Source organism: Pseudoxanthomonas sp. LARHCG66 (assembly GCF_052871755.1).
In genome coordinates this window covers 171,991-198,526 of sequence record NZ_JBIXJW010000001.1, presented here as the reverse complement: position 1 = coordinate 198,526, position 26,536 = coordinate 171,991, and the positions used below count along the sequence as shown (strand labels likewise).

Below are 26,536 nucleotides of genomic sequence, written 5' to 3'. Positions count from 1 at the left end.
TGGATGGCACGCCATGACTTTCAAGCCGTGCGGTCGCGACTCGCGTCGCTCCTACAGGGGAAGCGCACTCCTCACTGGTGCGGTTTCACTTCCAGCAATTCCACGTCGAATACCAGCGATGCGCCCGGTGGAATCACGCCACCGGCACCATTGCTGCCGTAGCCGAGGTCGGCGGGGATCCGCAGCGTGCGCTTGCCCCCGGTCTTCATGCCGGCCACGCCCTCGTCCCAGCCGCGGATGACCTGGCCGGCACCGAGCAGGAAGGTGAAGGGCTGGCCGCGGTCCACGGAGCTGTCGAACTTCAAGCCGCGCTGCTGCGGGGCGTTCTCGTCGTACAGCCAGCCGGTGTAGTGCACGGTGACATCACTGCCGCTGGTCGCCACGGCACCGGTACCGGCGCGGGTGTCGATGCGTTCCAGTTCGGCGACGCTGCCGCTCGGCGGCGGGACGGGGGCGTTGCAGGCAGCGAGCAGGAGCAGCGAAACGGCGAGCAGCAGGGAACGCATGGGGTTCATCCATGGGGCGAAAGGCGCGCAGGGTAACGCATCCGGCTGCCCGGTGGCCTGGATCGCAGCGGTTACACTGGCAGCATGGCGAAACTCTTCCTGAATCTGCGCAATGTGCCCGGCGACGAGGCCGACGATGTGCGCGACCTGCTGCGGGCGAACGCGATCGACTTCTATGAGACGCAACCCAGTCCGTGGGGAATTTCCGCTGGCGGACTGTGGATCGACGATGTCGACCAGCTGGCGCGGGCCAAGGTCCTGATGGCGGACTACCAGGCCCGGCGCCGGACGCAGGCACGCGAGGACCGCACGGCGGCCGAGCGCGAAGGGCGTGCGGAGACGTTTGCGGGCCAGCTGCGCGCGCGGCCCCTGTACGTGGTCGGAGTATTAGCGGCGATGGTCGCGATCATCGTGCTGACCCTCGCGCTGCCCTGGATGCTGCTCTGAGGCGCGAGCCGCCTGCGGCCGGTAAAATCAGCGCATGATCACCAACATTGCGGCCTACCATTTCACGCCCATCGACGCTCCCGAGGCATTCGCCTCGACGCTGCGCGCGCGCGCCGAGGCGCTCTCGCTGCGGGGTTCGGTACTGGTGGCGGGCGAGGGCATGAACCTGTTCCTGGCCGGTGGGGCAGACGCGATCGAGTCCTTCCTGGCGCCGCTGCGCGCGGACCAGCGCTTCGCTGGCCTGCGGGTGAAGTACAGCACCAGTCGCCGGGTGCCGTTCGCGCGCCTCAAGGTCAAGGTGAAACCGGAGATCATCAGCTTCCGCCGCCCCGGCACCACGCCGGAAGACGTGCGCGCGCCCGTCGTCGAATCCCGGACGCTCGCCCGCTGGCTGGAGCAGGGTCATGACGATGCCGGCCGTCGCGTGGTGATGCTGGATACCCGCAACCAGCAGGAAATCGCATACGGCACGTTCAGCGGTGCGCTGACGCTGCCGATCGACAAGTTCACCGACCTGCCCGCGGCGCTGGAACCGCATCGCGATGCGCTGAAGGACGCCACCGTGGTCAGCTTCTGCACCGGTGGCATCCGTTGCGAGAAGGCCGCGCTGTGGATGCAGGCCGATGGCATGGACAACGTGCTGCAGCTGGACGACGGCATCCTGGGCTACTTCGAGCAGGTCGGGGGCTTCGGCTATGACGGTGCGTGCTTCGTCTTCGATGAGCGCGTCGCCCTGCGGCCCGACCTGAGCCCGCTGGTGGACGATGAGACGGTGGGCGTGGCGTGAGCGCCGGCCTGCAGGCACTGCACTTCGACAACCGCTTCATCCGGGAACTGCCTGGCGATCCCGAGCAGGGCACGCGCCGCCGCGAAGTCCGCGGCGCTCTCTGGTCGGCCATCGACCCGACGCCGGTCGCCGAGCCGCAGGTGCTGGCGTACGCGACGGAGGTCGCTGCGCTGCTGGGGCTGGACGAGCGCGACGTGGCATCCCCCGCATTCGCCCAGGTCTTCGGCGGCAATGCGGTGCTGCCGGGCATGCAGCCCTATGCGGGCAACTACGGTGGGCACCAGTTCGGCAACTGGGCGGGCCAGTTGGGCGACGGTCGCGCGATCACGCTGGGCGAGGTGGTCAACGCGGCCGGCGAGCGCTGGGAACTGCAGCTGAAAGGCGCAGGGCCCACGCCCTATTCGCGTACCGCCGACGGTCGCGCCGTCCTGCGGTCGTCGATCCGCGAATTCCTGTGCAGCGAAGCGATGCATCACCTGGGCGTGCCCACGACACGCGCCCTCAGCCTGGTAGGCACGGGCGAGCAGGTGGTGCGCGACATGTTCTACGACGGTCATCCGAAGCCTGAGGCCGGTGCGGTGGTCTGCCGGGTGGCGCCCTCGTTCCTCCGCTTCGGTCATTACCAGTTGCCCGCATCGCGTGGCGACACCGGCCTGCTGCGCGCGCTGGTGGACTTCACCATCCGTCGCGATTTCCCGCACCTGTCCGGCGAAGGCGAAGCGCTGCACGCGGCCTGGTTTGCAGAGGTCTGCGAGCGCACCGCGGCGATGGTGGCGCACTGGATGCGGGTGGGCTTCGTCCATGGCGTGATGAACACCGACAACATGTCGGTGCTCGGGTTGACGATCGATTACGGCCCCTATGGCTGGATCGACGCCTACGACCCGGACTGGACGCCCAACACTACCGATGCCCACGGCCGCCGCTATCGCTTCGGTTGGCAACCGCAGGTGGCGGGATGGAACCTGAGCCGCTTCGCGCAGGCGCTGTCGCCGCTGTTCGATGGCGTGGAGCCTTTGCAGGCCGGCCTGCAGCGGTTCGCCGATGCCCATGCACGCGCGCACCGCGACACCACCGCACGCAAGCTGGGGTTGGCGGACTGCCGGGATGACGACATCGAGCGGATGGACACGTTGCAGCAGCTGCTGGCACAGGGCGAGATCGACATGACCCTGTTCTTCCGGGCCTTGATGGATGCGGATCCGGCGGATGCATCGCTGTCCGCATTCGATGATGCGTTCTATGACCCGGCCCGTCGCGACGCCATCGCGCCGGCGTTGCGCCATTGGCTGGTCGAGTACGCGCGCCGCCTCGATGACGAAACGCTGACGCCGGCGGCGCGCCGTGAACGGATGCGCCTGGCCAATCCCCGCTACGTGCCGCGCAACTACCTGGCGCAGCAGGCCATCGATGCGGCGGAGGCGGGCGACCTGTCCGGCGTGCATGCGCTGCTGGACGTCATGCGCCGGCCGTACGACGACCAGCCGGGTCGTGAACGCTATGCCGGGCGTCGCCCCGACTGGGCACGCGACCGCGCGGGTTGTTCGATGCTGTCGTGCAGTTCCTGAGTCGCATCGCTTCCTTGTAGGAGCGACGTCAGTCGCGACCGCACGGTTCGATCTTCCCGACCTCGCTCGTTGTGCACCGAATTTCGGGTGAGCAGAGTTCCGGTGCGTTCTTGCCGCACGGTCGCGACTGACGTCGCTCCTACAACGGCGGACATCGCGGTAGCATGGCCGTCTCCCACGGAGCTCCCCATGATCACCGTCCACCATCTCAACAACTCCCGTTCCCAGCGCGTGCTCTGGCTGCTCGAGGAACTGGGGCTGGACTACACGGTGGTGCGTTACCAGCGCGACCCGCAGACCATGCTCGCGCCGCCGGCGCTGAGGAAGATCCATCCGCTGGGCAAGTCGCCCGTGGTGGTGGATGGAGAACACGTGCTGGCCGAATCCGGCGCGATCCTCGAGTACCTCGTGGAGCGTTACGACACCGCGCGCCGGTTCGCGCCCTCGCCGGGCACCGCCGAGCATCTGCGCTACCGCTACTGGCTGCACTACGCGGAAGGCTCGGCGATGCCGCCAATGCTGCTCAGTCTGGTGTTCTCCCGCCTCAAGAAAGCGCCCATGCCGTTCTTCGCCCGGCCCATCGCGCGCGGCATCGCCGACAAGGCGATGCGGACGTTCGTCGGACCGCAGGTGAAGCTCCATCTGGGCTACATGGAAAGCGAACTGGGCAAGGCGCCGTGGTTCGCCGGTGACCAGTTCAGCGCAGCCGACATCCAGATGAGCTTCCCGGTCGAAGCGGCGGCGGTACGCGCCGGACTGGACGCCTGTCCGAACCTGGCCGGATTCCTGCAGCGCATCCACGCCAGGCCGGCCTACCAGCGTGCGCTGGAGCAGGGCGGGCCGTTCGACCTGCTCGGCTAGGCGGGATGCAGCGTCCCACGCCGCAGGGTGGAATCGGATCGCCTGCGGCCCCATGACGATGACATCGTCATTGCCGGTGTCCCCATGATCCCTTACTCGCTCCTCGACCTCGCGCCTGTGTGCGAGGGCAGCGATACCACCCGGGCTTTCGTCCACATGCGCGACCTCGCGCAGCATGCCGAGCGCTGGGGTTACACGCGCTACTGGCTGGCCGAGCACCACAACATGCCGGGCATCGCCAGCGCTGCAACGGCGGTGCTGATCGGACACGTGGCCGGTGCGACATCCACCATCCGCGTGGGTGCTGGCGGCATCATGCTGCCGAATCACTCGCCGCTGCAGGTGGCCGAGCAGTTCGGCACGCTGGCATCGCTGTATCCGGACCGCATCGATCTTGGCCTGGGCCGTGCACCGGGCACTGACCAGGCGACGGCGCGTGCGCTGCGCCGCTATTTCGACAGCGCGGAACAGTTCCCGCAGGACGTGCAGGAGCTGCTGCGTTACTTCGAGCCGGTACAGGAGGGCCAGGCAGTGCGCGCCGTGCCGGGCGCGGGGCTCGACGTGCCGGTATGGCTGTTGGGCTCCAGCCTGTTCGGTGCACAGCTCTCCGCCGCGCTCGGCCTGCCGTATGCGTTCGCGTCCCACTTCGCACCCGATGCCATGGACCAGGCGCTGCTGGTGTACCACCGCGACTTCCGTCCATCGAAGCGGCAGGCCAAGCCGCACGCGATGCTCGCCTTGAACGTGGTGGCGGCCGAGACCGATGCCGAGGCGAAACACCTGTTCACCACGCAGCAGCAGGCTTTCGTCAACCTGCGTCGCGGGCGCGCCGGCCTGGTGCCGCCACCGATCGACGACATCGAAACGTTCTGGGAGCCGCACGAGAAAGCGGGTGTGGCACAGGCGCTGGCCTGTGCCGTCATCGGCAGCCGCGACACCGTGCGCAAGGGCATCGCGGACTTCATCCAGCGGCATCGCCCCGACGAGCTGATGCTGACCGCCAACATCTTCGACCACGACAAGCGCTTGCGCTCGTTCGAGATCGCCGCCGAGGTCATGCAATCGTAGGGTGGGCCTCGGCCTACCGTCGCACGGGGTCGGACGCGGCGTGCGTCGAGCCGCCGATCATCCTCCGCGCGAGCAGATGCGACACGATGGTGGGCCAAGGCCCACCCTACGAGGTGCCTCGTTGGAGAAACGGCACGCGCTCGTACAGCCGGCGCTCTCCGCCGCGCGGATCGTCCTGCATGCTGGATCTGTCGTCGAACACCATCGTCTGCCGCTGTGGCAGCGTGTAGGGCGACCACGCCGGAAGGTCCGCGTGGTTCGGGTCGCCACGGCGGGCGAGGGCGATCAGCGCCTCGCTCATGCGCGAGGCCATCGTGCGTGCGCGTTGATCATCGCCGGTCTTCGATCCCTCGGCCGCCACGTTGTCGAACACCAGTGGGATGTCGAGCGTGTGGAAGGCTCGGAGGCGTCCGCCTTCGGCCGGCGAACGCCAGTCCAACTGATAGACCCACGCAGGCGATCCCTGCTTCGCACGCTCCTCTGCTTCGATGACGGCGCCGCGCCAGGAACGGCCCGCGGTGGTCGCAGCGAAGAACACCTCGGACGGCGTGTAGTCCGGATACAGCCGGCGGTACTCGGCGATCACCACGTCCGGCGACAGGTCCACGTACTGCTGCTCGCGCAGCTTCTGCGGCAACTGGTCCCAGGTCAGCGCCAAGTTCGCTTCGTCGTTGCCGAGGAACGCGCGCGTCTCGTCGCGCGTGTTGCCGATGATCATCGGAATGCGCGCCGACTGCGCCGGCGCATCGGGGTAGAAGGGGTGACGGGGCAGGTTGTACGTGTCCAGCACGGGCCCGAAGTAGAGCGCGGCGTTCTCCACGCGCGACGGGTCGCGCACGCGCGTGGCATCCAGCAGTCGCGCCATCGGCATCGCCAGCAGCGCATCGGTGTCGCGTGGGCCGAGGTCCAGGTCGGCGAGGAACAGTGCGGTGCGCTGCGCCGCCGCACGCGGACCCGCAGCGGTGACCTGCTGGCCGCTCATCGTCATCGCCTTGTGGAACAGGCCGTCGGCCTCCGGCATCGCCATCAGCGTGGCGATCTTGGCGCCGCCCCCGGACTGGCCGAACACGGTGACGTTGCCCGCATCGCCGCCGAACTCGTGCGCGTGTTCGCGCACCCAGCGCAGGGCGTCGATCAGGTCGAGCTGGCCCACGTTGCCGGCGTCACGCAGGCGCTCGTCGCCGCTCTCTCCCAGGTAGAGGTAGCCGAACGCGTTGAGCCGGTGGTTGACGGTCACCACGACCACATCGCCGCGGCGGCACAGGTTCACCCCGTCGTACAGCGGGTGGGAGCCGGAACCGTTGTTGTAGCCGCCACCATGGATGTAGAACAGGATCGGACGCTTGCCATCATCGCGCAGGGCAGGGGTGTAGACGTTGAGGAACAGGCAGTCCTCGCTGACGGACTGGCCGTCAGCATCGCCGCGCTGGGGTGCGGATGCGCCGAAGCGGGTGGCATCGCGCGCACCGGTCCAGGCGGTTTCGCGCACCGAGCGCTGGAAACGGCGGGTAGCGGTGTCGGCCCCGTAGGGCACGCCGCGGAAGACGTGGATGCCGCGATCCACGGTCCCGGCAATGCGTCCGCTCCGCGTGGCGGCAAGCGGAGACCGCGAGCCCGCCTGTGCGGTGAACAGTCCGGGGCCGAGCAGGCCCGCCATCGCGGAGGTGGCGGTGAGCTGCCGCAGGAAGTCGCGGCGCGAGGAGGGAACGGGACGGAACGGACGCATGGAATGCCTGTGATGACACCGGTTTCCAAAGGCTAGCAAAGGCGTCCTGGACAGGAACGCCGCAGTGCGTCAGACCGCCATGCCCGCCGCATGGCCCGAAGCCCAGGCCAACTGGAAGTTGTAGCCGCCCAACCACCCGGTGACGTCGAGTACCTCACCGACGAAGAACAGGCCAGCCACGTGCTTCGACATCATCGTGCTGCTCGAGACCCCGTCGGTGTCCACGCCACCCAGCGTCACCTCGGCGGTGCGGTAGCCCTCGGTGCCGCTGGCGACCAGTGGCCAGTTGGCCAGCAGGCCGGCGGCGTCCTTCAGCTGGGGCGGGTTGAACTGCCTCATCGGCCGGTTCGGCAGCCAGACCTCGCACAGGCGTTGCGCGAAGCGGCGCGGCAGTACGTCCGACAGCACGGTCTTCAGTTCCGCATCCGGCCGCTGCGCCCGTTGCGACTGCAGCCAGTCGAGCGCGTCGTGGTCGGGCAGCAGGTCCAGTCGCAGGTCATCGCCCGGCTGCCAGTACGAGGAGATCTGCAGGATCGACGGACCGCTGACACCGCGGTGGGTCAGCAGCATGAAGTTGCGGAAACGCGCCTTGCCGCATCGGGCTTCCACCGGGAGAGCGACGCCGCTCAGGTCGGCCAGCCGCTCCTGGTGTTTGCCGCTGAGCGTCAGCGGCACCAGTCCCGCACGCGTGGGCAGCAGGGCATGTCCGAACTGCTTCGCCAGTTCGTAGCCGAAGCCGGTGGCGCCCATGCTGGGGATCGACAGGCCGCCGGTGGCCACCACCAGCGATGGTGCGGCGAAACGGCCCAGTGGCGTATCGACGCGGAACACGCCGCTGTCGTGGTGGACCTGCTGCACGCTGCAGCCCGTCTCGATGCGCACGCCTGCGGCGACGCATTCGTCCACCAGCATCTTCACGATGAGCTTGGACGACACGTCGCAGAACAGCTGCCCCAGCTCCTTCTCGTGGAAGGCAATGTGATGGCGCTGGACCATTTCGATGAAATCGCCCGGCGTGTAGCGCGCCAGCGCCGACTTGCAGAAATGCGGATTGGCCGACAGGAAGTTGGCAGGCGCGGTGCCGGTATTGGTGAAGTTGCAGCGCCCGCCACCGGACATCAGGATCTTCTTGCCGACCTTGTTGGCATGTTCGATGACCAGCACGCGCAGGCCGCGCTGGCCCGCCGTGAGTGCGGTCATGAGACCGGCCGCGCCGCCGCCGATCACCAGTACGTCGTGAGTGGGCGCCATGCGCTCAGGCAGCCCGCGCGAGCCCCGTCTGGCGGACCACGGGGATGACGCTGACCACGCGATCGTCGGTCATCCACTGCATTTCGCCGTCCTGGATCATCACGTTGAACCGCATGCTGCGTACCATCAGCGCGGTGAGGGCATCTACCGCCTCCGGCGCGATGTCGAGCACGGTCAGGTTGCGATGACGTGCCAGCAGCGCCGCGTTCCTGTCCCACCAGAGGTCGGCCGCGCGGCCGCCGTAGTTGACCACGACGACCTCGCGGGCACGTCCGCAGGCCTTGCGGATCCGGGATTCGTCCGGTTGGCCCAGGTCGATCCACTGCTCGATCAGGCCGGTGTAATCCTTGCGCCAGAGGTCGGGTTCTTCTTCGTTGCTCAGGCCCTTACCGAACTCCAGCCGGTCCTCGGCCAGCAGCGCGAAGGCGAGCAGGCGCACCATCAGCCGCTCGTCGGTCTCCGACGGGTGCTGGGCCAGGGTCAGGCCGTGGGCACCGTAGTAATGACGGTCCATGTCGCTGATCTGGAGTTCGGCTTTGACGACGGTGGACTTGAGGGCCATGGTGGGGGTTCGGGCAAGGGGGCGTCATGATACGCCGCATGGAGGGCCCCCCCCCGAATGCCGGCAACCGGTCAGCCGGACCGCTCGGACCTCCCTGTTCAGCTTGCGAGCGGGAAGGATTCGCTTTTCTCCGGAAACCCCGGTAGAGTGCCGACACTGTGCTTGCCAGGGTCACCGTGAATCGTGAGCCTGATGCGGTAGATACATCTGCTACATCTTCCCGCTTTACCAACGCCTGCAAACCCAGTCCCGTCCCGGTTTCCCCGGGGTTGTGGTCCTTTCATCCATGTTTCAGGAGTTAGTAAAGATGTCTGATCGTCAGACCGGTACCGTCAAGTGGTTCAACGACGCCAAGGGCTTCGGCTTCATCACCCCGCAGAGCGGCCCCGACCTGTTCGTGCACTTCCGCTCGATCCAGGGCAATGGCTTCAAGTCGCTGAAGGAAGGCCAGGCGGTCTCCTTCGTCGCCGTGCAGGGCCAGAAGGGCATGCAGGCCGACCAGGTGCAGCCGCTGTAATCCAGCGCTGAACCCTACGGTTCAAGAAAACGCCGGTGCGCAAGCGCCGGCGTTTTTGTTTGTGGGCTGGCCAGAGGATGACGTGGTGCGCGAGACGGAGTGCGGAGCGCACTCGCAACCGCTGCCGTCATTCCAGCGCAAGCGGGAATCCATTGACCGTCAGCACGACAGTTCTCGCCAACTCGGCTGGGAAGACAACAGCTAAATGGGTCCCAGCGTTCGCTGGGACGACGGTTCAGAGTTTCCGTACGCGGAAGCTGCGGCCCTTGATCTTGCCGGCATTCAAGCGCGCCAGTGCCGCGCCGGCCTTGTCGCGCGCGACGGCCACGTAGGTACGCGTGGCGAAGACATTGATCTTGCCGATCGCGGAAGCGGACAGGCCGGCGTCGCCGGTCAGTGCACCGAGCACGTCGCCGGGGCGCAGCTTGTCGGTCTTGCCGGCGTCGATGCGCAGCGTGGTCATCGCGGCGGGCGGCGCGGTATTGGCCTTCGGGGGTATGGGGACATTGCGGTCCCACAACAGCAGCGGGCCCAAGCGTTCCTCGATCACGGCGGCGCGCGGCAGTTCGCGCGGCGTGCACAGGCTGATCGCCAGGCCATCGCGACCCGCGCGGCCGGTGCGGCCGATGCGGTGCACGTAGGTATCCGCGTCGCTGGGCATGTCGTAGTTGACCACCAGCACCAGATCCTCGATGTCCAGTCCGCGCGCGGCCACGTCGCTGGCGACCAGCACGTTGCAGCTGCGGTTGGCGAAGCGCACCAGCACTTCGTCGCGGTCCCGCTGTTCCATGTCGCCGTGCAGGGCGAGCGCGGAGAAGCCGAAGTGCTGCAACGAACCAGCGACTTCGTCCACGTCCTTGCGCATGTTGCAGAACACCACGCACGACTCCACGCCGCGCTGCGCCAGCAGGCCCGCCAGCGCGGTCTGCTTGCGCTCCGGGTCCACGCGCACGAAGCGTTGCTCGATGACCGCCTGTTCCTGTGGCGCATCCACCGTGACTTCGAGCGGATCGCGCAGGGTGTTGCGGGCAATCCCGCGGATGGCGTCGGTGAAGGTGGCCGAGAACAGCAGGCTCTGGCGATCCTTCGGCGTCTTGCCGGTGATCTCGCGGATCGGCTCCTCGAAGCCCATGTCGAGCATGCGGTCGGCCTCGTCCAGCACCAGCGTGCGGATGCCACCCAGGTGCAGCGCCTTCTTGCGCAACAGTTCCTGGATGCGCCCAGGCGTGCCGACGACCACGTGCGGGTCGTGCGCTTCGAGCGAGCGCAGCTGCGGCTCCAGCGGCATGCCGCCACACAGCGTCAGGACCTTGAGGTTGGGGATGCCCACGGCCAGTTTGCGCAACTGCTGCGCCACCTGGTCGGCGAGTTCGCGGGTCGGGCACAGCACCAGGGCCTGTGTGCGCCCCGTGGCGACATCGAGCCGGTGCAACAGGCCCAGGCCGAAGGCAGCAGTCTTGCCGCTGCCGGTGGGTGCCTGCGCGATGACATCGCGGCCATCGAGGATGGCGGGCAGGCTGCGGGCCTGGATGGGGGTCGGCCGGGCGTAACCCAGCGCCTGGACACCCTGCTGCAGGCCGGGTGCCAGCGGAAGAGAAGTGAAATCGAGCATGCGGCATTTTCGCAGATTGGCGCGGTTGCCGCCGGAAAACCTATTGCAGGTCGGGGAAATCTTCCTCGGGCAGCGCGATGAACGACCAGAACGGGACCTCGTTGGACGTCCAGAACTGCGAGACTTCGTCCAGAATGTCGAGCAGGGTGTCGAAATCGGCCTCGGTGCGTTCGCGCAGTTCGTGGGCCTGTTCGAAGAGCAGGACGTAGCCGGGCGCCTCCAGCCACGACAGGTCGCGCAGGCTGTCGGACAGCGCATCCCAGTTGCGCCCGGAGGACTGCGGGAAGTCCAGCACCGTGGCGATGCGCAGCAGCAGGGCGCCCTTGCTGTCGCAGCCTGACAGGTCTATCCGGCGCGACAGCAGCCCGGCATCGCGGCCGACCGCTGCCAGCGGATCGAGATCATCCTCGGTCACGAAGAAGACGCCCGCGCGCGTGGGATCGGCCAGGCCGGGATCGAAACCGGATTCGCTCATTGCAGGGTTCCGTTGCCGATCTCGAACCGGCGGAAGCTCTCGTAGTGGTCGTCGGTGTAGTAGTACTCGCGCGGTGGTTGGCCGCCGGTGACGATGCGGCGTGTACCGCGATGGTCGAGCCCGGGCGTGTCGACCGTGTACTCGCGGTAATAGCCGCGCGACTGACGTGGCAGCCGGCCCTCGCGATTCTGGAAGACTGAGCCGTCCTGCCGATGCGGGAACGGGCCTCCGCTGCGTATCAGCGCCAGTGTCTGTCGTGCCTCCGCCGGCAGGAAGGCCGGAAGGTCCGCACCCGGCGTCGGCAGGGCAGCGGCAGGCGGATCTCCCACGGGTCCGTCGGGGCGCGTCTGTTCCACCGGCGGAAGCGCGAGTTCGGCGTTCGTGCGCTGAGGATGGGTGGCTTCCTGCGTTTCGGCAGCCGGCGCGGGGGCATCGTCGCGCTGTGACCACCACCATGCGCCTGCACCCAGGACCAGCAGGGCGAGGAATGCGATCAGGGGGAGACGCTGCCGGCTCTGCCGGCGGGCGCGGGAACGTCGACTCATGCGTGGATCATTCCGTCAGGAAGCGGCCGCAGCCGCGGTAGACCTTGCCACCCACCGTCAGGGTCGCGGAGGCGGGATACTCGTTGTCGCTCATGCCGTCGCTGCAGACTTCCTTCTTCGTCGTCAGCGACACGGCCAGGCCATCGGCGGTGCTGCCCACATAACCCTCTCCCGTCTTGCGGGCCCGGGCGACGTCGACCTTGCGCTCGCCGTAATCCAGGTCGGCACTCAGGCGGGGCGTCGCGCCACTACCGACCTCCACGGACCAGCCGGGTTCGGTGCCGATCCCGCGGAAAATGCTGCCGCGTGCCTTGGCCTGCTCCCAGGGTGTCCCTGCCGCTGGGGGAGAGGGCTTTCCGCCGGCCCGCACCATCCTGAGCTCGACCGGCGCAGACGCACCCGGCGTCACAGGGACGCGCGTATCGGTGACGAACCAGAGCTTGCCCTGCGCGTCGCGCAGGCCCGCGTGCAGGCCGTACATGCTGTTCGGGCGCACCTTGGCCGGGTCATAGGGAAGGGTGAAAGCGAACGGCGGGCCCTTCAGGTCGCTGAAGTCGGCGCTGGCGACCACGGCAGCCGGTGTATCGGCAAGCTGGTTGTCCACGAGTTGCACGCTGAGTGTCGCGCCTGGCGGTGGCGCGATGCGTTCGAGATAGATGGCCCGCCCATGGATCGCCGCGACAGGCTGTGCCGGGGCTCCGCTGCCGGTGGGCGGCGACTGGCAGGCAGCGAGTGTCAGCAGGTAGGCGGTGGTCAACAGCGGACGGAACATCGCGCGCGCTCCTTGGGGTGATCGTGGCTGGCCGCCAGCTTAGCGGTGGCCGGTGTAATGGTTCGTCAACGCGGAAAGGGTCGTGGTGCGGTCCCGGTTCGCGCCCACGCGGCCGTCGCGCTACAGTCGCGCCGGGACACGGAGGCCGCCGGGATGCCGTTGCACGATCCGAGAGTGGATGCCTACATCGCGATGGCTGCCGAGTTCGCGCGCCCGGTCCTCGAACGCTTGCGGAGCGTGGTGCACGAAGCATGTCCGCAGGTGGAAGAGACCATCAAGTGGAGCATGCCGTCGTTCCAGTACGGCGGACGCATCCTGTGCAACATGGCCGCATTCAAGCGGCACGCATCGTTCGGCTTCTGGCAGCACACGCAGGTCACGGACGGCAAGGCGCGCGACGGCATGGGGAGCCTGGGCAAACTGGTGTCGCTGGAAGATCTGCCGCCCAGGGGGGAACTGATTGCACTGGTGCGCAAGGCGATGGCGCTGATCGATACTCCTGCGGCTTCATCGGCGCCCGTCTCAACCAGGGCCGCTGCGCGTCCCGTGCTGCGCACGCCGGCGGATCTCCGCGATGCGCTTGCCGGCAACCCGGAAGCGAAGGCGACATTCGATGGCTTCAGCCCCAGTGCCCGGCACGAGTACATCGAATGGATCATCGGGGCCAAACGGACGGATACGCGTGAGCGAAGACTGACGCAGGCGGTCGCGTGGATGGCGGAAGGCAAGATGCGCCACTGGAAGTACCGGGCACGCTGAGTCCGCATCGGGCGACATAGGCCGCGCCCATCGGGGCGATTCAGTATTGCGATGACGATGTGGTTTGCGGACGGTTAGTATCGGTCGCAAGCCACCGAACCCCCGTCATCGCACTGCGCGCGCGCCTGCGCGCGCCGGAGACCCTTGGCATGAATCGCATCCTGCGACCCTTTGCCTACACCCGTGCCGCGGTGGCCTGGCCCTACATCGCGGCCGTCATCGCGCTTGTGGGTGCGGCGTTGTGGGTGCTGTGGCTCGCGCCGCCCGGGCAGGAAAGCGGCATGCGACTCGCGCTGCGCGGCGGTGCGTTGTGCGCCGCTGCCACGGCGATCGGTGCGTTGCCGGTGCTGGTGATGCGGACGATTCCGCAGCGACTGGCAGACGGGTTGCTCGGCTTCGGGGCCGGTGTGATGTTGGCGGCCACGGCGTTCTCGCTGGTGCTGCCGGGCTTGGCGGCGGCGGAAGCACAGGGTTTCTCGCCTTGGGGTGCGGCGGGCCTCGTGAGTGCCGGGACCCTGCTGGGCGCATGCGCGCTGCTCGCACTCGACCGTGGCCTGGTCGACGATCCACTGGACGCACAGCGTCGCCTCGTACCCTCGCGGGTGATGCTCTTCGTGCTGGCCATCGTGCTGCACAACATCCCGGAAGGCATGGCGGTGGGCGTGGCGGCCGGCGGTGTGCTCAGCGGTGCGGCCGGGCTGGCGATCGGGATCGCCCTGCAGGACATACCGGAAGGCTTGGTGGTTGCCCTTGTGCTGGCGACGGCGGGCATGGCGCGGAGCAAGGCGGTCTTCCTGGGCGCGCTGTCGGGCGTGGCCGAACCGCTGGCCGCGATTCCCAGCGCGTGGGCAGTCGGCATTTCGTCGGTGCTGCTGCCGTGGGGACTGGCGTTCGCGGCGGGAGCCATGCTGATCGCCGTGGGCCACAGCGTGATCCCCGAGTCGAACCGGCACGGCCACGGCGGCATCGCATCGTTCGGGCTCGCACTGGGCTTCTGCCTGATGATGGCGCTGGACACGGCATTGGGTTGACCGCAAGGCGCGACGTGCCCACGCTGCCGTTGTCCTCGCTGGAGAATGGCATGTCCGAACCGTTGACGATCATCGGCAATTACATCTCGCCTTACGTGCGCAAGGTGCTGGTCTGTCTGGAGCTGAAAGGCATTCCGTACCGGATCGATCCGATCGCCCCCTTCGTGGGGGACGCGGAGTTCAGCCGCATCAGTCCCCTGCGCCGCATCCCCGTACTGCGCGACGGTGACCTGGTGCTCAACGACTCCACGGTGATCTGCGAATACCTGCAGGACAGGTTCCCCCAGCCATCGCTGTATCCGGCCGATCCCGTGCAGCGGGCACAGGCACGCTGGCTGGAGGAATACGCGGATTCCTACCTGGGTGATGTGATCGTCTGGCGCATGTTCTTCCAGAAAGGCGTGCGCCGGTTCCTGTTCAACGAAGGCACCGACGAAGACGTGGTGCGCAGGGCCCGGGACGAAGAGCTGCCGGTTGCGCTGGACTATCTGGAAGCACGGATGCCCGACGCCGGTTGGCTGTTCGGTGACATTTCCATCGCCGACATCAGTATCGCCGCTTTATTCCGCAATGCGGTGTTCGTGAAGTACCACGTCGACGCGCAGCGATGGCCGCGTACCGCCGCCTTCCTTGCGCGTGCCTGGGCGTTGCCGCCGTTCCAGGCACTGGCTGCATACGAAGAGCGGACCCTGCGCACGCCGCTCCCGGAGCAGCGTGCGGTACTTGCGGAGATGGGGGCGCCGCTTACCGACACGACCTGCGGCAATGCGGCGCCGCGCTATGGCGTGATGCGGCTGGGGTGACGGCCCGCTCCCGCAATCCCATCGGGGCATCACGGGTTCGTGTCGATGCGCAAGACCGGATAGAGCCGATAGCGTTCGTCCCATGACGGGTGTCGGCGGTAGAAGAATTCGAGCCGTGCAGCGGGATCGTCGGAGAAGGCTTTGTCTTCACGCAGCCGGCGTTCGAACTCGGCCTTCACGGCGGGGTCGCGCAACATCTCGCGTGCCACGCTCTCGGCCACGTAGTCTTCCATGTACTCCTTGCGCTCGAACGCATTGTTGAAGCGGCCCCAGGCGAGCAACGAATCGGGCGCCAGTGGTTCAAGCAGCGCCATGACCAGGCGCGACTTCGCCTGCGCGATGGGCACGAACAGCGTGCCGGCCGGCACGCTGCGCGCTTCCTGCCTCCAGTCGCCTTCCACCGTCAGGCGCTGGCGGGCTTCCACCGGGCTGCTGCCGAAGCTGGATTTCGTGGCGCGAAACGCGGCCACGTCACCCTGCCAGGGCTTGCCCAGGAGCCGATATTCCACGCCATGCGTCTTCAGTACATCGGCAACCCAGGACGCTTCCGCGGTGGGTACCAGGTAGCCCGCTCCGGGCGCATCGACGACGAGGGCGGGTCGGATGTCATCCTTCAGCGGCACCTTCCAGAGCTGCGGTGTTGTCTCGTCGTAGCGTGTCATCAGTGCGCCGGAGACGTCCGAGCGGGTGCGCGTGTAGGCGTATCCGCGAAAATCCACGGTACGCGCGGCGGGCGCGGCCGCATAGGTCAGTGGCTCGGGGTGGCCGGCGAGTTGCGCGGCGGCGGCATCGGCCTCCCGTGCACTGGCGAGCCAGTCGCGGCCGTGCGCCGCCACCTGTTCGAGTACCGACATCACCGTATTGCGGGTGATCTTCACCCGTACCGGGTACTCCTTCCAGGAATGCGTTTCGACCAGCATCGCGATCCGGTTGCGGAGCAGGAAGTAGCCATGCGAGAAGCGGGGCGGTGCCACGCTGTCCTCGAAGCCCGAAGTCGGATCGTCACTGACGACGAAGGACGGGTAGTAGGGAAGGGGCAGTGAACCCTGCGCGGCGAGATCGCCGATCACCGACGTCCGGAGGGCCAGGCCTGCCTGCCGCAGCCCCGCATCGCCGGCATGCACGGGCTCCACCTGGATCGAGATGTCGTGCTCGAACTGCGCGCCGTTGGTCGCGTGCAGGTCCACCGTGACCAGTGGATCCCAACGCTGTACGAGCTGCAGCATCGCCCGCATCTCCGGGGTGTCGGCTTTCAGGTAGTCGCGGTTGAGGTTGAAGTTCTGCGCGGTGGTGCGCCAGCCCATCTCTTTCGGGCCGCGCTGGTTGGGCCGGTTCCATGCGCCGAAGCGCTCGTGGCCGTCCACGTTGAACACCGGCACGAACAGCCACACCTGCTTGTCCAGCGCACCGCTCGCTGCCTTGCCTTCGAGCACCTCGCGCAGCGCCAGGAAGCCGGCGTCCTTGCCGTCGATCTCGCCGGCATGGATGCCGCCTTGCACCAGCACGACGGGAAGTCCGCGCTTGCGTGCCAGGTCCGGCGTCAGCGCGCCACTGGTCGAGGCCACCAGCATCTTCATGGGGCGTCCCTCCGGCGAGGTGCCGAAGGTATGGCAGCGCACCGCCTTGGGGTACTGGTGCGCAAACGCGTCGCACAACGCGATGACCTCGTCGTAACGCCCGGTTTCAACGAACCCCGAGCGCTCTGACACGGTAGCGAGGGAAGGCGTGGCATGCGTCACTGGTGCGAGGACCAGCAACAACACGGCGTAGAGGGGACGCAGCATGGAAAAATCCTGAACAGGGCAGGGGCGAATGATGCCGCGCAATCGCGGTCAGTCCCAGTCCCTTTGTCCGCGTGCCCGGCACGCGGGTGGTTCGACCCTGCGCGGGCGGATACGGTAACCTTCCGGGACTTTTTCACCGGAAGATCGGATGAGCACGACCGCAGAAGCCAGCCAGGGCCGCATGCCCCGCCAGATTCCCTACATCATCGGCAACGAGGCGTGCGAACGGTTCAGCTTCTACGGGATGCGCAACATCCTGGTGCCGTTCCTGATCAGTTCGGTGCTGCTGGCCTACCTGCCGGACGAAGCGTCGCGCAATGGCGCGGCCAAGGACATCTTCCATAGTTTCGTCATCGGTGTGTATTTCTTCCCGCTGCTGGGCGGCTGGCTGTCGGACCGCTACTTCGGCAAGTACAACACCGTCCTGTGGTTCTCGCTGATCTACTGCGCAGGCCACGCCTGCCTGGCGCTGTTCGAGAGCAACGCCACCGGTTTCTATACCGGCTTGTTCCTGATCGCGCTGGGTTCGGGCGGCATCAAGCCGCTGGTCGTGACGTTCTGTGGCGACCAGTTCGACCAGACGAACAAGAGCAAGGCGAAGATCGTCTTCGACGCTTTCTACTGGATCATCAACTTCGGTTCGTTCTTCGCCTCCCTGCTGATGCCGCTTGTGCTGGCCAGTTGGGGGCCAGCGTGGGCGTTCGGCATTCCGGGCATCCTGATGTTCATCGCCACGCTGATCTTCTGGGCGGGGCGCAAGAAGTACGTCAACGTGCCGCCGTCGCGCGGGACAGACCCGGATTCGTTCCTCAACATCGTGCGTAGCGCGTTGTTGGGCAAAGGGGTGGGCATCGGCACGTTGGTCGCCGCGATCGGGATGATAGGCGCCGTGGTGATGCTTGCGTTGTGGGCGCTGAAGTTCGCCGAGGTCGCAGCATGGCCGGAGGCGTGGGGATTCGTCATTACGGCGTGTCTGGCGCTGGGTGCCATCATTGCCGGCGTCGGCTTCGGCGCATCGCTGCAACTGGAGCGCGCCCGCGGCCTGCATCCGGATGCCGCCATCGAAGGCGTTCGTTCCGTGCTCCGTATCCTGATCGTCTTCGCGCTGGTGACGCCGTTCTGGTCGCTGTTCGACCAGAAGGCCTCGACCTGGGTCATCCAGGGCAAGGATATGGTGATCCCGCATGACGCATGGTGGTGGCCGAGCCGGCTGGTGAAGGACGCTACGCAGATGCAGGCGCTGAATCCGTTGATGGTCATGCTGCTGATCCCCTTCAACAACCTGGTGCTGTACCCCGCACTGCGGAAGATGGGTTTCAATGTCACGGCCTTGCGCCGGATGGGCTGGGGCATCGCGATCTCCGCGTTGTCCTGGATCGTGGCGGGGCTGCTGCAGTTGCAGATGGACGATGGCGAAAAGGTCTCGCTCGCATGGCAGACATTGCCTTACCTGCTGCTGACGTTCGGTGAAGTGCTGGTATCTGCGACCGCGCTTGAGTTCGCCTACAGCCAGGCACCGATGGCCATGAAGGGGGTGATCATGGCGTTCTGGTACCTGACGAGCACCTTCGGCGGGTTGTGGGTCTTGCTGACCAACGCCAGCGTGCGCGACCCGGCGGTGATCGGCTGGATCCGGACACAGGGCTGGACCGAGAACGCGTTCCTGATGTTCTTCTTTGCCGGTTTCGCTTTCGTGGCGGCATTGGCATTCGCGCTGTACGCGCGTACGTATCCCATGCAGGACAACTACCGCGCCGCGGCGTAAGGACGAGGGATGAGCGCACCCATTACCCTGCTGCTGATCGCAGTGACCTGCATAGTCAGCTTCATCGCATTCCGCACACCGTCATTGCTGATGCGGCTTATCCTGTGGCCGCCCGCGATCCATCGCCACCGACAGTACGACCGGCTGGTCACCTACGGGTTCATCCACGCGGATTTCTGGCACCTGCTGTTCAACATGTTCACGCTGTTCTTCTTCGGGCGACTGATGGAACAGGTGATCACCCAGATCAGCGGCAGTCGGCTGACCTTCGTGGCGTTCTATTTCTCCGCGCTGGTGGTGTCGATCCTGCCGACCTACCTGAAGCACCAGAACGACCCCAACTACCGCAGCCTGGGTGCGTCCGGTGCAGTATCGGCGGTGCTGTTCTCCTACATCCTGATCGACCCGTGGGCGCGGATAGGCGTGTTCTTCATCCCCATGCCCGCCATCGTGTTTGCCGTGCTCTACATCGCCTACAGCATCTGGATGGACCGTCGTGGCGGCGACAACATCAACCACGGCGCGCATCTGGCGGGGGCCGCTTACGGCGTGCTGTTCCTCGCGGCGATGGAGCCTCGCGTGCTGGGCCATTTCCTGGAAGCACTGTCACAGCCAAGCTTCGGTTAAGCCGTCATTGCAGTAGCGCTCACCTGCGCTGAAGGTCCTGCGTGTTATCCCGGTGCCACGTCTCACACGTGGAGCAGCGCATGGCAACCGCAAAGACACGCAAGGCAACCCGCAAGACCGCGAGCAAGACCGCCACGAAGAAGAAGGCGCCCGCCAGGAAGGTCGCGAAGAAAGCAGCCGCGAAGAAGGTGGCCAGGAAGGTCGCGAAGAGTACGACGAAGGCCACGCGCAAGACCGCGACCGGCAAGGCGGCCACGAAGCAGGCGACTCCGCGCGTCGGCACCCCGAAGGCGGGCGCCGCCACGAAGAAGATCGCGACAAAGAAGACAGCGACAACGAAGGTAGCAACCAGGAAGGTCGCGGCGAAGAAGACGACAGGCAAGGTCGGCGGCCCCCAGCCCGCGCGCAAGGGTGTCGCGAAGAAGATCGCGAGGAAGTCCGCGGCAATACCCGTGAAGAAGACGGTGGGCAGCGCGGCGGGATCCCGGACCGCTGGGAAGCCTGCAGCACGCAAGACGCCGGCCCGCAAACGCGCGCCGCGCAGGATCACGCCGACGCAGGCGCTTGAAACAGCACGCGCGTTACTGGAACAGAAGCACGAACTGGATCGGCAGCGTGCGCCGTGGCAACAGCTCGATCACCACGATCAGGGGGCGGCGACGGGTGCGGGATTCGTCTCTTCGGAAGCCGCAGGCAAGGCGCTGGAACTGCATGCTGCCGAAAGCAGGATGAAAGCCATCCAGGGCAGCGCGGGAACACAGGACCGGCGCAACCAGGGCAAACGCGACCATCGCGGCGAGTGACTTGCGACGCCTTGGAGAAAGGGAAGGTGGAACTGCGTGCTGGCCGCGTCAGGCGATGCGGCCGGGACGGGACTCCGGCGCGGCAGTCACACCCGAAGGCGGACCCCTGCGCCGCGCCGGAGCACCCGGTAGAAAGGTCGTGCGATCAATCCACCAGCGAGTGGACGGCGTGCACGCCGGCGTTGTCGCTGCTCGAGTAGGTGGACATCAGGCGCTCGTACACGGCGTTGTTGAGACGCTCGAACTCCCAGTCCTTGGTGTGACCGGTGACGGTGAGCTGGTACAGGCCTTCCAGCAGAGTGAAATCGCTGGCGCTGGAGACGTCGGGCAGTTCTTCGATCAGGCTCATGGCGGGCTCCGGATTGCAGTTCGTTTGAGCCGTACCACGCAGCAATCGTGCCAACATGCGTTATGAGGCATCCGTCACGTTTATCCCGGGCATCGAATCCTTCACAAGCATGAATGTGACGCGATGCGTCCAGTTCTGCCACAGCAACGTGTGGGCATTGGGTCACAATGCCCCTGAGCCCCCTGCCACGGAGACGCCATGACCGGTGACCAGCCCTCCCTCGACCTGCATCACGACCCGGCCGCCCGCCGCTTTGCCGCCCGGCTGGACGGACGGGAAGCCGAACTGCTGTATTCGCTGCGCGATGGCCGCATGGTGATCGACCATACCGGCGTGCCCGACGCCATCGGCGGGCGCGGCGTCGCCGCTGCCCTGGTCAAGGCCGCGCTGGACCATGCGCGATCGCAGGGTTGGCGTGTCGTGCCCGCGTGCTCGTACTCCGCCGCATACGTTCAGCGGCATCCCGAGTACGCCGATCTGGTGGATGCCTGATGTATCTGGAGGAAGGCAATGGCGCGGCCTAGAATGACGGCCATCACACACCCGGAAGGAGCCCGAACGTGTCCCCCAGCATTTCCCCACCCCCCTTCCTCCGGACCGCCTTGCTGTTGATGGCGGTCCTGGCCTTGTCCGCCTGCAAGCGCGAGGCCTCCGTACCGCCCACCGCCTCCGGTGATCCCGCCCCGCCTGGCGCGGCGCCCGCTGACGCGCCTGCCCCGCCGGTCGAGCTGAAGGATGTCATCGAAAGTACGGACCACTATGTGGTGGGAATCAGTTATCCGGCCTCCGTCAACCGGTATCCGGGCCTGGCGAAGGCACTGTCGGACTATGCGACGGCAGAACGCGCCGAACTGATGGAAGCGGTGGAGGCCTTCGGCAACGACAAGCCCACCGCACCGTACGAGTTGTCGCTGGCGTTCGAGCAGGTGGTGGATACACCGCAGATCGTGGCGGTCGCTGCGGACGGCAGCCGTTATACCGGGGGCGCACATGGTCAGCCGCTGATCGCGCGCTTCGTCTGGCTGCCGCAGCAGGACACGCGGCTGACGGCAGCGGCGCTGGTGCCGGGTCCTGCAGGGTGGCGTGCCATCAGCGACTACGTGCGGGAGCAGCTGCACACGGCGGTGGTGACCCGGGCCGATGAGGACGAACTGGCGCCGACGGATCGGGCCGCGCTGATCAAGAGCACCGCGCGGATGATCGACGAAGGCACCGAGCCCGACGCCGGGAATTTCAGCGAGTTCGTACCCGTGCTGGACGCTGCGGGCCGCATCACGGCGCTGCGTTTCGTCTTCCCCCCTTACCAGGTGGGCCCTTACGCGGACGGTACCCAGGCGGTCGATGTGCCGGCCGCCGTGCTGCTGCCGCACGTGGCACCTGAGTACGCGGGGCTGTTCGCCCGCTGATGCCGCAATGCCACATCACCGCTTCCAGCGCAGGATCACGGACCTGTTGGCCGAAGCGGATGTGCTGATCGGAGGGGACCGGCCGTGGGACCTGCAGGTGCACGATGCGCGCTTCCATGCGCGCGTGCTGGGGCAGGGTTCGCTGGGCCTGGGTGAAAGCTACATGGAAGGCTGGTGGGACACGGCCTCGCTGGACGGCCTGCTGTTCCGCCTGCTGGCGGTCCGCCTGGACGAACGCGTGCACCGCGCAGGCGAGGTCTTCGATGCGCTGCGTGCGCGCCTGACCAACCTGCAATCGCCACGCCGCAGTCGCGAAGTCGGGCGACGCCACTACGATCTGGGCAACGATCTGTACCGCGCGATGCTGGGCCGCCGGCTGGTCTACAGCTGCGGCTACTGGCGTGGGGCGAAGGACCTGGATGCCGCCCAGGAAGCCAAGCTGGATCTTGTCTGCCGCAAGCTCCGCCTGCAGCCAGGCATGCGCGTGCTCGACATCGGCTGCGGTTGGGGCGAGGCGCTGAAGTTCGCGGCCGAGCGTTACGGCGCAAGCGGTGTCGGCATCACCATTTCCCGCGAACAGGCGGAGTACGCCACCGCACTCTGCGCGGGGTTGCCGATCGAGATCCGGTTGCAGGACTACCGGGAGGTGGACGAGTCGTTCGACGCCGCGTTCTCGCTGGGCATGTTCGAACATGTCGGCATGAAGAACTACGCCTGCTATTTCGATGTGGTGCGCCGTTGCCTGCCGGCGGAAGGCCTGTTCCTGCTGCATACCATCGGCGGAATCCGGTCGGTCAACCGCACCGATCCCTGGATAGCGCGCTATATTTTCCCCAATTCGATGTTGCCATCCGCGCTGCAGATCACGCAGGCCATCGAGGGACGCTTCGTACTGGAGGACTGGCACAACTTCGGAACGGACTACGACCGCACATTGCAGGCGTGGCGCGAGAACGTCGAGTCGGCGTGGGATGCACTGGATGCGCGCTACGACGAGCGGTTCCGGCGGATGTGGCGGTTCTATCTTGCAGCGTCGATGGCCACCTTCCGCAGTCGCCGGTCCCAGCTCTGGCAGGTCGTGCTGTCACCGCGCGGCGTCCCCGGAGGCTACGTGGCGCCGAGATGAAGCGCTGGAACGGAAAGAGCAGGCCGGGGCCTGCTCTTCGCATGTCGGTGGATGTCCTGCCGGTTCAGGCGGAGGGCGGTGATGGCAGCTCGCGGGCGTTGAAGATGCGCTCGATCACCTCGGCCAGTTCGTCTTCCGAGAACGGCTTGGTCAGGTAGGCCTTGGCGCCCTGGCGCAGGCCCCACATGCGGTCGGTGTCCTGGTCCTTGGTGGTCACCAGGATGACGGGGATGTGCTTGGTCGTGGCTTCGCGGCTGAGCGTGCGCGTGGCCTGGAACCCGTTGAGGTTGGGCATCACCACGTCCATCAGGACCATATCCGGGAGCTCGCGCTTGGCGACTTCCACGCCGGCCGCGCCGTCCTCGGCGGTGATGGATTCGTGCCCCAGCTTCTCGACGATGCGCTGGATGCCCAGCAGTTGCGACGGTGAATCGTCGACGATCAGAATTTTTGCCATGGAGTTCCCCAGATTGTCCCCGCCGTCGATTGTAGAGCGTGTTCGAGACAAGACAAATGGGGAACGCGGCCAGCACATGACGCCCGTCGTGCCGCCACTGCCGTTCATCCCATTCGCACGAGCGTGCGGCCGAAGGAGCCGCCGGCCAGCATGGTGCGGAATACGTCGGGCAGCCCGTCCAGGGTGGTCTCGCGGGTGCAGATGGTCTCCAGGTGGGCGGGCTTCCAGTCGCTCGCCAGGTGCTGCCAGACCGCGTCCCGGATGTCGCGCGCGGTGCCGGCCGAGGCCACCCCCAGGAGGGATACTCCGCGGATGATGAAGGGCATGACGGTGGTCGGCAGCTCGGCACTGGCGGCCAGCCCGGCCGTGGCCACGTTGCCATAGGGCACGGTCTGGGCCAGCAGGCTGGCCAGCATCGGTCCACCCACATTGTCCAGCCCGCCACCGAAGCGCGCGGTCTCCATCGGTCGCGCCGTCGCCAACGCGTCGCGCCCCAGCACTTCGCGGGCACCGATGGCTTTCAGGTAGGCCGCATTCTCGGGCTTGCCACTGACCGCATGCACGTCGAAGCCGGCCTTGCTGAAGATGTCGACCGCCAGGGAGCCCACGCCGCCGGTGGCACCGGTTACGGCGAGCGGACCGAGGTCGGGGGTCTGCCGGTTCTCGCGCATGCGGAACAGCGCCAACGCGGCGGTGAACCCTGCGGTGCCCAGGATCATGCTCTCGCGCAGGCTGAGGCCGGCGGGCAGGGGAATGACCCACTTCGCCTCCAGCCGGGCGTACTCGGCATAGCCGCCATCGCGCGTCTCGCTCAGGCCGCAGCCGGTGACGAGCACGGCATCGCCTTCCCGGAAAGCGGGATCGGTGGAGGCCACGACATGCCCGGCCACGTCGATCCCCCCCACCAGCGGAAACCTGCGGAGGATCTTGCCCTCGCCGGTGCCGGCGAGCGCGTCCTTGTAGTTGACCGACGAGTACGCGGTCTTGATGACCACTTCGCCCGGATTGAGTGCATCAAGCGTCAGCGCCTCGATGCCGCTGCGATAGCCGGCGTCGTCGTTGTGGATGCGGAAGGCGTTGAAGGTGGTGGTGAGGGTCATCGTCGTTGTGTCTCTATCGTCTCAAAGGATGTCCTGGTACAGATCGCGCCACGTCGGATTCACATCCTCGATCAGTTGGATTTTCCACATCCGCTTCCAGGCTTTCAGTGCCTTTTCGCGCAGGATCGCAGATTCCATCTGCGCGTGGACCTCATACCAGACCAAAGTATGGATGCCATAGCGTCGGGTGAAGCCATCGACCTGATCATGCTTGTGCTGCCAGATACGTGCTGGAAGGTCGGACGTTACACCGACGTAGAGGGTGCCTCGTGGTTGGCTGGACAGCAGGTAGACGCAGGGAATCCGTTCCCGTGGCATGCAGGCTCTCCTTTGCCTGTCCTTGGTTTCGTCAGTGGACTATAGACCGACCCCGTCATTCCAGCGAACGCTGGAATCCATTGGCCGTGAGTGTCGTGGTGAATGCCGCAAAAGCAAGATGGGTCCCAGCGTTCGCTGGGACGACGGAGAGGGAATCCTGGCACGTGATCCGCCCGACCCCGTCATTCCAGCGAACGCTGGAATCCAATGGCCGTGAGTGTCGTGGTGAATGCCGCAAGAGCAAGATGGGTCCCAGCGTTCGCTGGGACGACGGAGGGGGAGTGCTGGCGCATGATCCGCCCGAACCTGTAATTCCAGCGAAGGCTGGAATCCATTGGCCGTGAGTGTCGTGGTGATCGCCGCAAGAGCAAGATGGGTCCCAGCCTTCACTGGGACGACGGAGGGGGAGTGCTGGCGCGTGATCCGCCCGAACCCGTCATTCCAGGGAAAGCTGGAATCCATTGGCCGTGAGCGCCGTGGTGATCGCTGCAAGAGCAAGATGGGTCCCAGCCTTCGCTGGGACGACGGAGGGGAGTGCTGGCGCGTGATCCGCCCGAAGCCGTCATTCCAGCGAAAGCTGGAATCCATTGGCCGTGAGTGCCGTGGTGATCGCCGCAAGAGCAAAATGGGTCCCAGCCTTCACTGGGACGACGGAGGGGAGTGCTGGCGCGTGATCCGCCCGAACCCGTCATTCCAGGGAAAGCTGGAATCCATTGGCCGTGAGCGCCGTGGTGATCACCGCAAGAGCAAGATGGGTCCCAGCCTTCGCTGGGACGACGGAGAGGGAGTGCTGGCGCGTGATCCGCCCGAACCGTCATTCCAGCGAACGCTGGAATCCATTGGTCGTGAGCGCCGTGGTGGTCGCCGCAAGAGCAAGATCGGTCCCGGCGTTCGCTGGGACGACGGAGACGCAGATCAGCGCAACGACTTGCGCCGCTTCTCGTCCATCCACTTGTCGGCCTGCGCCGGGGAGTAGGCGCGCATCCAGGCGACCATCGCATCGAGGTCGTCGCCATGCCAGAGGTCGTTGCGTTGCTCGGGGTGCAGGAAGCGCTCCTCCACCATGCGGTCGATCATGCCCATCAGCGGCGCGTAGAAGCCTTCCACGTCGAGGAACGCGCAGGGCTTGTCGCCGATGCCGAGCTGGCGCCAGGTCAGCATCTCGAACATCTCGTCGAGCGTGCCGAAACCGCCGGGGAGAGCAACGAAAGCGTCGGACAGGTCGAACATGCGCTTCTTGCGTTCGTGCATGTTGGCGACCACTTCCAGCCGGGTGACGCCCTTGTGCGCGACTTCCCAGCCCACCAGTTGTTCGGGAATCACCCCGATGACTTCACCGCCAGCAGCGAGCACCGCGTCGGCGACGATGCCCATCAGACCGACGTTGCCGCCACCGTAGACCAGCTGCAGGCCTTCCTTCGCGATGCGGTCGCCCAAGGCGATGGCGCGTTCGGTGTAGGCGGGCTTGTTGCCCGCATTGGAGCCGCAGTAAACGCAGAGGGAACGCATGG

Annotated in this window: 30 protein-coding genes; 16 read left to right on the top strand and 14 right to left on the bottom strand. The window is 66.6% G+C overall.

Annotated elements, in window-relative coordinates; genetic code table 11:
- Nucleotides 1-71: 71 nt before the first annotated feature.
- Nucleotides 72-506 (bottom strand): FKBP-type peptidyl-prolyl cis-trans isomerase, encoded by a 435-nt coding sequence (locus ACIPRS_RS00880; RefSeq protein ID WP_337729912.1) that lies wholly within the window; start codon nt 504-506, stop codon nt 72-74.
- Between the two features lie 84 nt (nt 507-590).
- Here ACIPRS_RS00880 and ACIPRS_RS00875 point away from each other — a divergent pair, with 84 nt between their 5' ends.
- From ACIPRS_RS00875 to ACIPRS_RS00855, 5 genes are all read left to right on the top strand, one after another.
- Entirely contained in the window at nt 591-953 is a 363-nt protein-coding gene (locus ACIPRS_RS00875) for a DUF6164 family protein (protein ID WP_446537196.1), read from the top strand.
- Between the two features lie 34 nt (nt 954-987).
- On the top strand, nt 988-1,740 hold the full coding sequence (locus ACIPRS_RS00870) for a sulfurtransferase (protein WP_446537195.1): 753 nt from the start codon (nt 988-990) through the stop codon (nt 1,738-1,740).
- Between the two features lie 8 nt (nt 1,741-1,748).
- Entirely contained in the window at nt 1,749-3,308 is a 1,560-nt protein-coding gene (locus ACIPRS_RS00865; RefSeq protein WP_446537979.1) for a protein adenylyltransferase SelO, read from the top strand.
- Between the two features lie 189 nt (nt 3,309-3,497).
- The gene (locus ACIPRS_RS00860) at nt 3,498-4,169 is read left to right on the top strand and encodes a glutathione S-transferase (RefSeq protein WP_337729909.1); all 672 of its coding nucleotides are present in this window, start codon (nt 3,498-3,500) and stop codon (nt 4,167-4,169) included.
- Nucleotides 4,170-4,253: 84 nt separating this feature from the next.
- Nucleotides 4,254-5,237 carry an LLM class flavin-dependent oxidoreductase gene (locus ACIPRS_RS00855; protein WP_446537194.1) on the top strand — a complete coding sequence of 328 codons (984 nt, stop codon included), beginning with the start codon at nt 4,254-4,256 and terminating at the stop codon, nt 5,235-5,237.
- 106 nt (nt 5,238-5,343) lie between these two features.
- Here the strand turns inward: ACIPRS_RS00855 and ACIPRS_RS00850 are convergent, their stop codons facing one another.
- The 3 genes from ACIPRS_RS00850 to ACIPRS_RS00840 all read right to left on the bottom strand — a co-directional run bounded on the left by ACIPRS_RS00850 (nt 5,344) and on the right by ACIPRS_RS00840 (nt 8,776).
- Complete coding sequence (locus tag ACIPRS_RS00850; RefSeq protein ID WP_446537193.1) at nt 5,344-6,963, bottom strand: carboxylesterase/lipase family protein; 1,620 nt, start codon at nt 6,961-6,963, stop codon at nt 5,344-5,346.
- Nucleotides 6,964-7,032: 69 nt separating this feature from the next.
- Complete coding sequence (locus ACIPRS_RS00845) at nt 7,033-8,214, bottom strand: NAD(P)/FAD-dependent oxidoreductase (RefSeq protein WP_446537192.1); 1,182 nt, start codon at nt 8,212-8,214, stop codon at nt 7,033-7,035.
- A 4-nt stretch (nt 8,215-8,218) separates the two neighbouring features.
- Nucleotides 8,219-8,776 carry a YaeQ family protein gene (locus ACIPRS_RS00840; RefSeq protein ID WP_337729905.1) on the bottom strand — a complete coding sequence of 186 codons (558 nt, stop codon included), beginning with the start codon at nt 8,774-8,776 and terminating at the stop codon, nt 8,219-8,221.
- A 307-nt stretch (nt 8,777-9,083) separates the two neighbouring features.
- Here ACIPRS_RS00840 and ACIPRS_RS00835 point away from each other — a divergent pair, with 307 nt between their 5' ends.
- Complete coding sequence (locus ACIPRS_RS00835) at nt 9,084-9,293, top strand: cold-shock protein (protein WP_055942770.1); 210 nt, start codon at nt 9,084-9,086, stop codon at nt 9,291-9,293.
- A gap of 235 nt (nt 9,294-9,528) precedes the next feature.
- On the opposite strand, the gene dbpA is transcribed toward ACIPRS_RS00835, so the two are convergent.
- From dbpA to ACIPRS_RS00815, 4 genes are read right to left on the bottom strand one after another with little or no spacing between them, the layout of a single operon-like run.
- On the bottom strand, nt 9,529-10,905 hold the full coding sequence (dbpA, locus tag ACIPRS_RS00830; RefSeq protein WP_446537191.1) for an ATP-dependent RNA helicase DbpA: 1,377 nt from the start codon (nt 10,903-10,905) through the stop codon (nt 9,529-9,531).
- Between the two features lie 40 nt (nt 10,906-10,945).
- Nucleotides 10,946-11,380 carry a barstar family protein gene (locus ACIPRS_RS00825; protein ID WP_142125307.1) on the bottom strand — a complete coding sequence of 145 codons (435 nt, stop codon included), beginning with the start codon at nt 11,378-11,380 and terminating at the stop codon, nt 10,946-10,948.
- Complete coding sequence (locus ACIPRS_RS00820; RefSeq protein ID WP_337729903.1) at nt 11,377-11,925, bottom strand: ribonuclease domain-containing protein; 549 nt, start codon at nt 11,923-11,925, stop codon at nt 11,377-11,379. Before ACIPRS_RS00820 ends, ACIPRS_RS00825 begins: the two co-directional genes overlap by 4 nt.
- Nucleotides 11,926-11,932: 7 nt before the next feature.
- Entirely contained in the window at nt 11,933-12,697 is a 765-nt protein-coding gene (locus ACIPRS_RS00815; RefSeq protein WP_446537190.1) for a YbaY family lipoprotein, read from the bottom strand.
- 153 nt (nt 12,698-12,850) lie between these two features.
- On the opposite strand from ACIPRS_RS00815, the gene ACIPRS_RS00810 reads away from it, so the two are divergent.
- The 3 genes from ACIPRS_RS00810 to ACIPRS_RS00800 all read left to right on the top strand — a co-directional run bounded on the left by ACIPRS_RS00810 (nt 12,851) and on the right by ACIPRS_RS00800 (nt 15,290).
- Nucleotides 12,851-13,456, top strand: a complete 606-nt coding sequence (locus ACIPRS_RS00810) for a YdeI/OmpD-associated family protein (protein WP_446537189.1) — start codon at nt 12,851-12,853, stop codon at nt 13,454-13,456.
- A gap of 149 nt (nt 13,457-13,605) precedes the next feature.
- Complete coding sequence (locus tag ACIPRS_RS00805) at nt 13,606-14,487, top strand: ZIP family metal transporter (RefSeq protein WP_446537188.1); 882 nt, start codon at nt 13,606-13,608, stop codon at nt 14,485-14,487.
- A 50-nt stretch (nt 14,488-14,537) separates the two neighbouring features.
- On the top strand, nt 14,538-15,290 hold the full coding sequence (locus ACIPRS_RS00800) for a glutathione S-transferase family protein (RefSeq protein ID WP_446537187.1): 753 nt from the start codon (nt 14,538-14,540) through the stop codon (nt 15,288-15,290).
- A 29-nt stretch (nt 15,291-15,319) separates the two neighbouring features.
- Here the strand turns inward: ACIPRS_RS00800 and ACIPRS_RS00795 are convergent, their stop codons facing one another.
- Complete coding sequence (locus ACIPRS_RS00795; protein WP_446537186.1) at nt 15,320-17,074, bottom strand: M14 family metallopeptidase; 1,755 nt, start codon at nt 17,072-17,074, stop codon at nt 15,320-15,322.
- Between the two features lie 148 nt (nt 17,075-17,222).
- On the opposite strand from ACIPRS_RS00795, the gene ACIPRS_RS00790 reads away from it, so the two are divergent.
- From ACIPRS_RS00790 to ACIPRS_RS00780, 3 genes are all read left to right on the top strand, one after another.
- Nucleotides 17,223-18,839, top strand: coding sequence for a POT-type proton-dependent oligopeptide transporter (locus ACIPRS_RS00790; RefSeq protein WP_446537185.1), 1,617 nt, complete (start codon nt 17,223-17,225; stop codon nt 18,837-18,839).
- A gap of 9 nt (nt 18,840-18,848) precedes the next feature.
- Nucleotides 18,849-19,466: a rhomboid family intramembrane serine protease gene (locus ACIPRS_RS00785; RefSeq protein ID WP_446537184.1), complete on the top strand. Its 618-nt coding sequence runs from the start codon at nt 18,849-18,851 to the stop codon at nt 19,464-19,466.
- 68 nt (nt 19,467-19,534) lie between these two features.
- Complete coding sequence (locus ACIPRS_RS00780; protein WP_446537183.1) at nt 19,535-20,269, top strand: hypothetical protein; 735 nt, start codon at nt 19,535-19,537, stop codon at nt 20,267-20,269.
- Between the two features lie 145 nt (nt 20,270-20,414).
- Here the strand turns inward: ACIPRS_RS00780 and ACIPRS_RS00775 are convergent, their stop codons facing one another.
- Nucleotides 20,415-20,618, bottom strand: a complete 204-nt coding sequence (locus tag ACIPRS_RS00775; RefSeq protein WP_192201043.1) for a hypothetical protein — start codon at nt 20,616-20,618, stop codon at nt 20,415-20,417.
- A gap of 198 nt (nt 20,619-20,816) precedes the next feature.
- Here ACIPRS_RS00775 and ACIPRS_RS00770 point away from each other — a divergent pair, with 198 nt between their 5' ends.
- From ACIPRS_RS00770 to cfa, 3 genes are all read left to right on the top strand, one after another.
- Entirely contained in the window at nt 20,817-21,110 is a 294-nt protein-coding gene (locus tag ACIPRS_RS00770; RefSeq protein ID WP_192201044.1) for a GNAT family N-acetyltransferase, read from the top strand.
- A gap of 119 nt (nt 21,111-21,229) precedes the next feature.
- Nucleotides 21,230-22,024, top strand: a complete 795-nt coding sequence (locus ACIPRS_RS00765) for a DUF3298 and DUF4163 domain-containing protein (protein WP_446537978.1) — start codon at nt 21,230-21,232, stop codon at nt 22,022-22,024.
- 7 nt (nt 22,025-22,031) lie between these two features.
- Nucleotides 22,032-23,150 carry a cyclopropane fatty acyl phospholipid synthase gene (cfa, locus tag ACIPRS_RS00760; protein WP_446537182.1) on the top strand — a complete coding sequence of 373 codons (1,119 nt, stop codon included), beginning with the start codon at nt 22,032-22,034 and terminating at the stop codon, nt 23,148-23,150.
- A 64-nt stretch (nt 23,151-23,214) separates the two neighbouring features.
- Here cfa and pilH read toward each other — a convergent pair whose 3' ends face one another.
- The 3 genes from pilH to ACIPRS_RS00745 form a co-directional block, all read right to left on the bottom strand.
- A complete protein-coding gene (pilH, locus tag ACIPRS_RS00755) occupies nt 23,215-23,607 on the bottom strand; it encodes a twitching motility response regulator PilH (RefSeq protein WP_093297747.1) in 393 nt (130 codons plus the stop codon).
- Between the two features lie 104 nt (nt 23,608-23,711).
- Nucleotides 23,712-24,707 (bottom strand): oxidoreductase, encoded by a 996-nt coding sequence (locus ACIPRS_RS00750; RefSeq protein WP_446537181.1) that lies wholly within the window; start codon nt 24,705-24,707, stop codon nt 23,712-23,714.
- A 21-nt stretch (nt 24,708-24,728) separates the two neighbouring features.
- Nucleotides 24,729-25,025 carry a GIY-YIG nuclease family protein gene (locus tag ACIPRS_RS00745; RefSeq protein WP_446537180.1) on the bottom strand — a complete coding sequence of 99 codons (297 nt, stop codon included), beginning with the start codon at nt 25,023-25,025 and terminating at the stop codon, nt 24,729-24,731.
- 418 nt (nt 25,026-25,443) lie between these two features.
- Between ACIPRS_RS00745 and ACIPRS_RS00740 the strand changes: the two genes are divergently transcribed.
- On the top strand, nt 25,444-26,001 hold the full coding sequence (locus tag ACIPRS_RS00740; RefSeq protein WP_446537179.1) for a hypothetical protein: 558 nt from the start codon (nt 25,444-25,446) through the stop codon (nt 25,999-26,001).
- On the opposite strand, the gene ACIPRS_RS00735 is transcribed toward ACIPRS_RS00740, so the two are convergent.
- Nucleotides 25,941-26,534, bottom strand: a complete 594-nt coding sequence (locus tag ACIPRS_RS00735) for an LOG family protein (RefSeq protein ID WP_337729891.1) — start codon at nt 26,532-26,534, stop codon at nt 25,941-25,943. The genes ACIPRS_RS00740 and ACIPRS_RS00735 overlap by 61 nt on opposite strands.
- Nucleotides 26,535-26,536 lie beyond the last annotated feature (2 nt).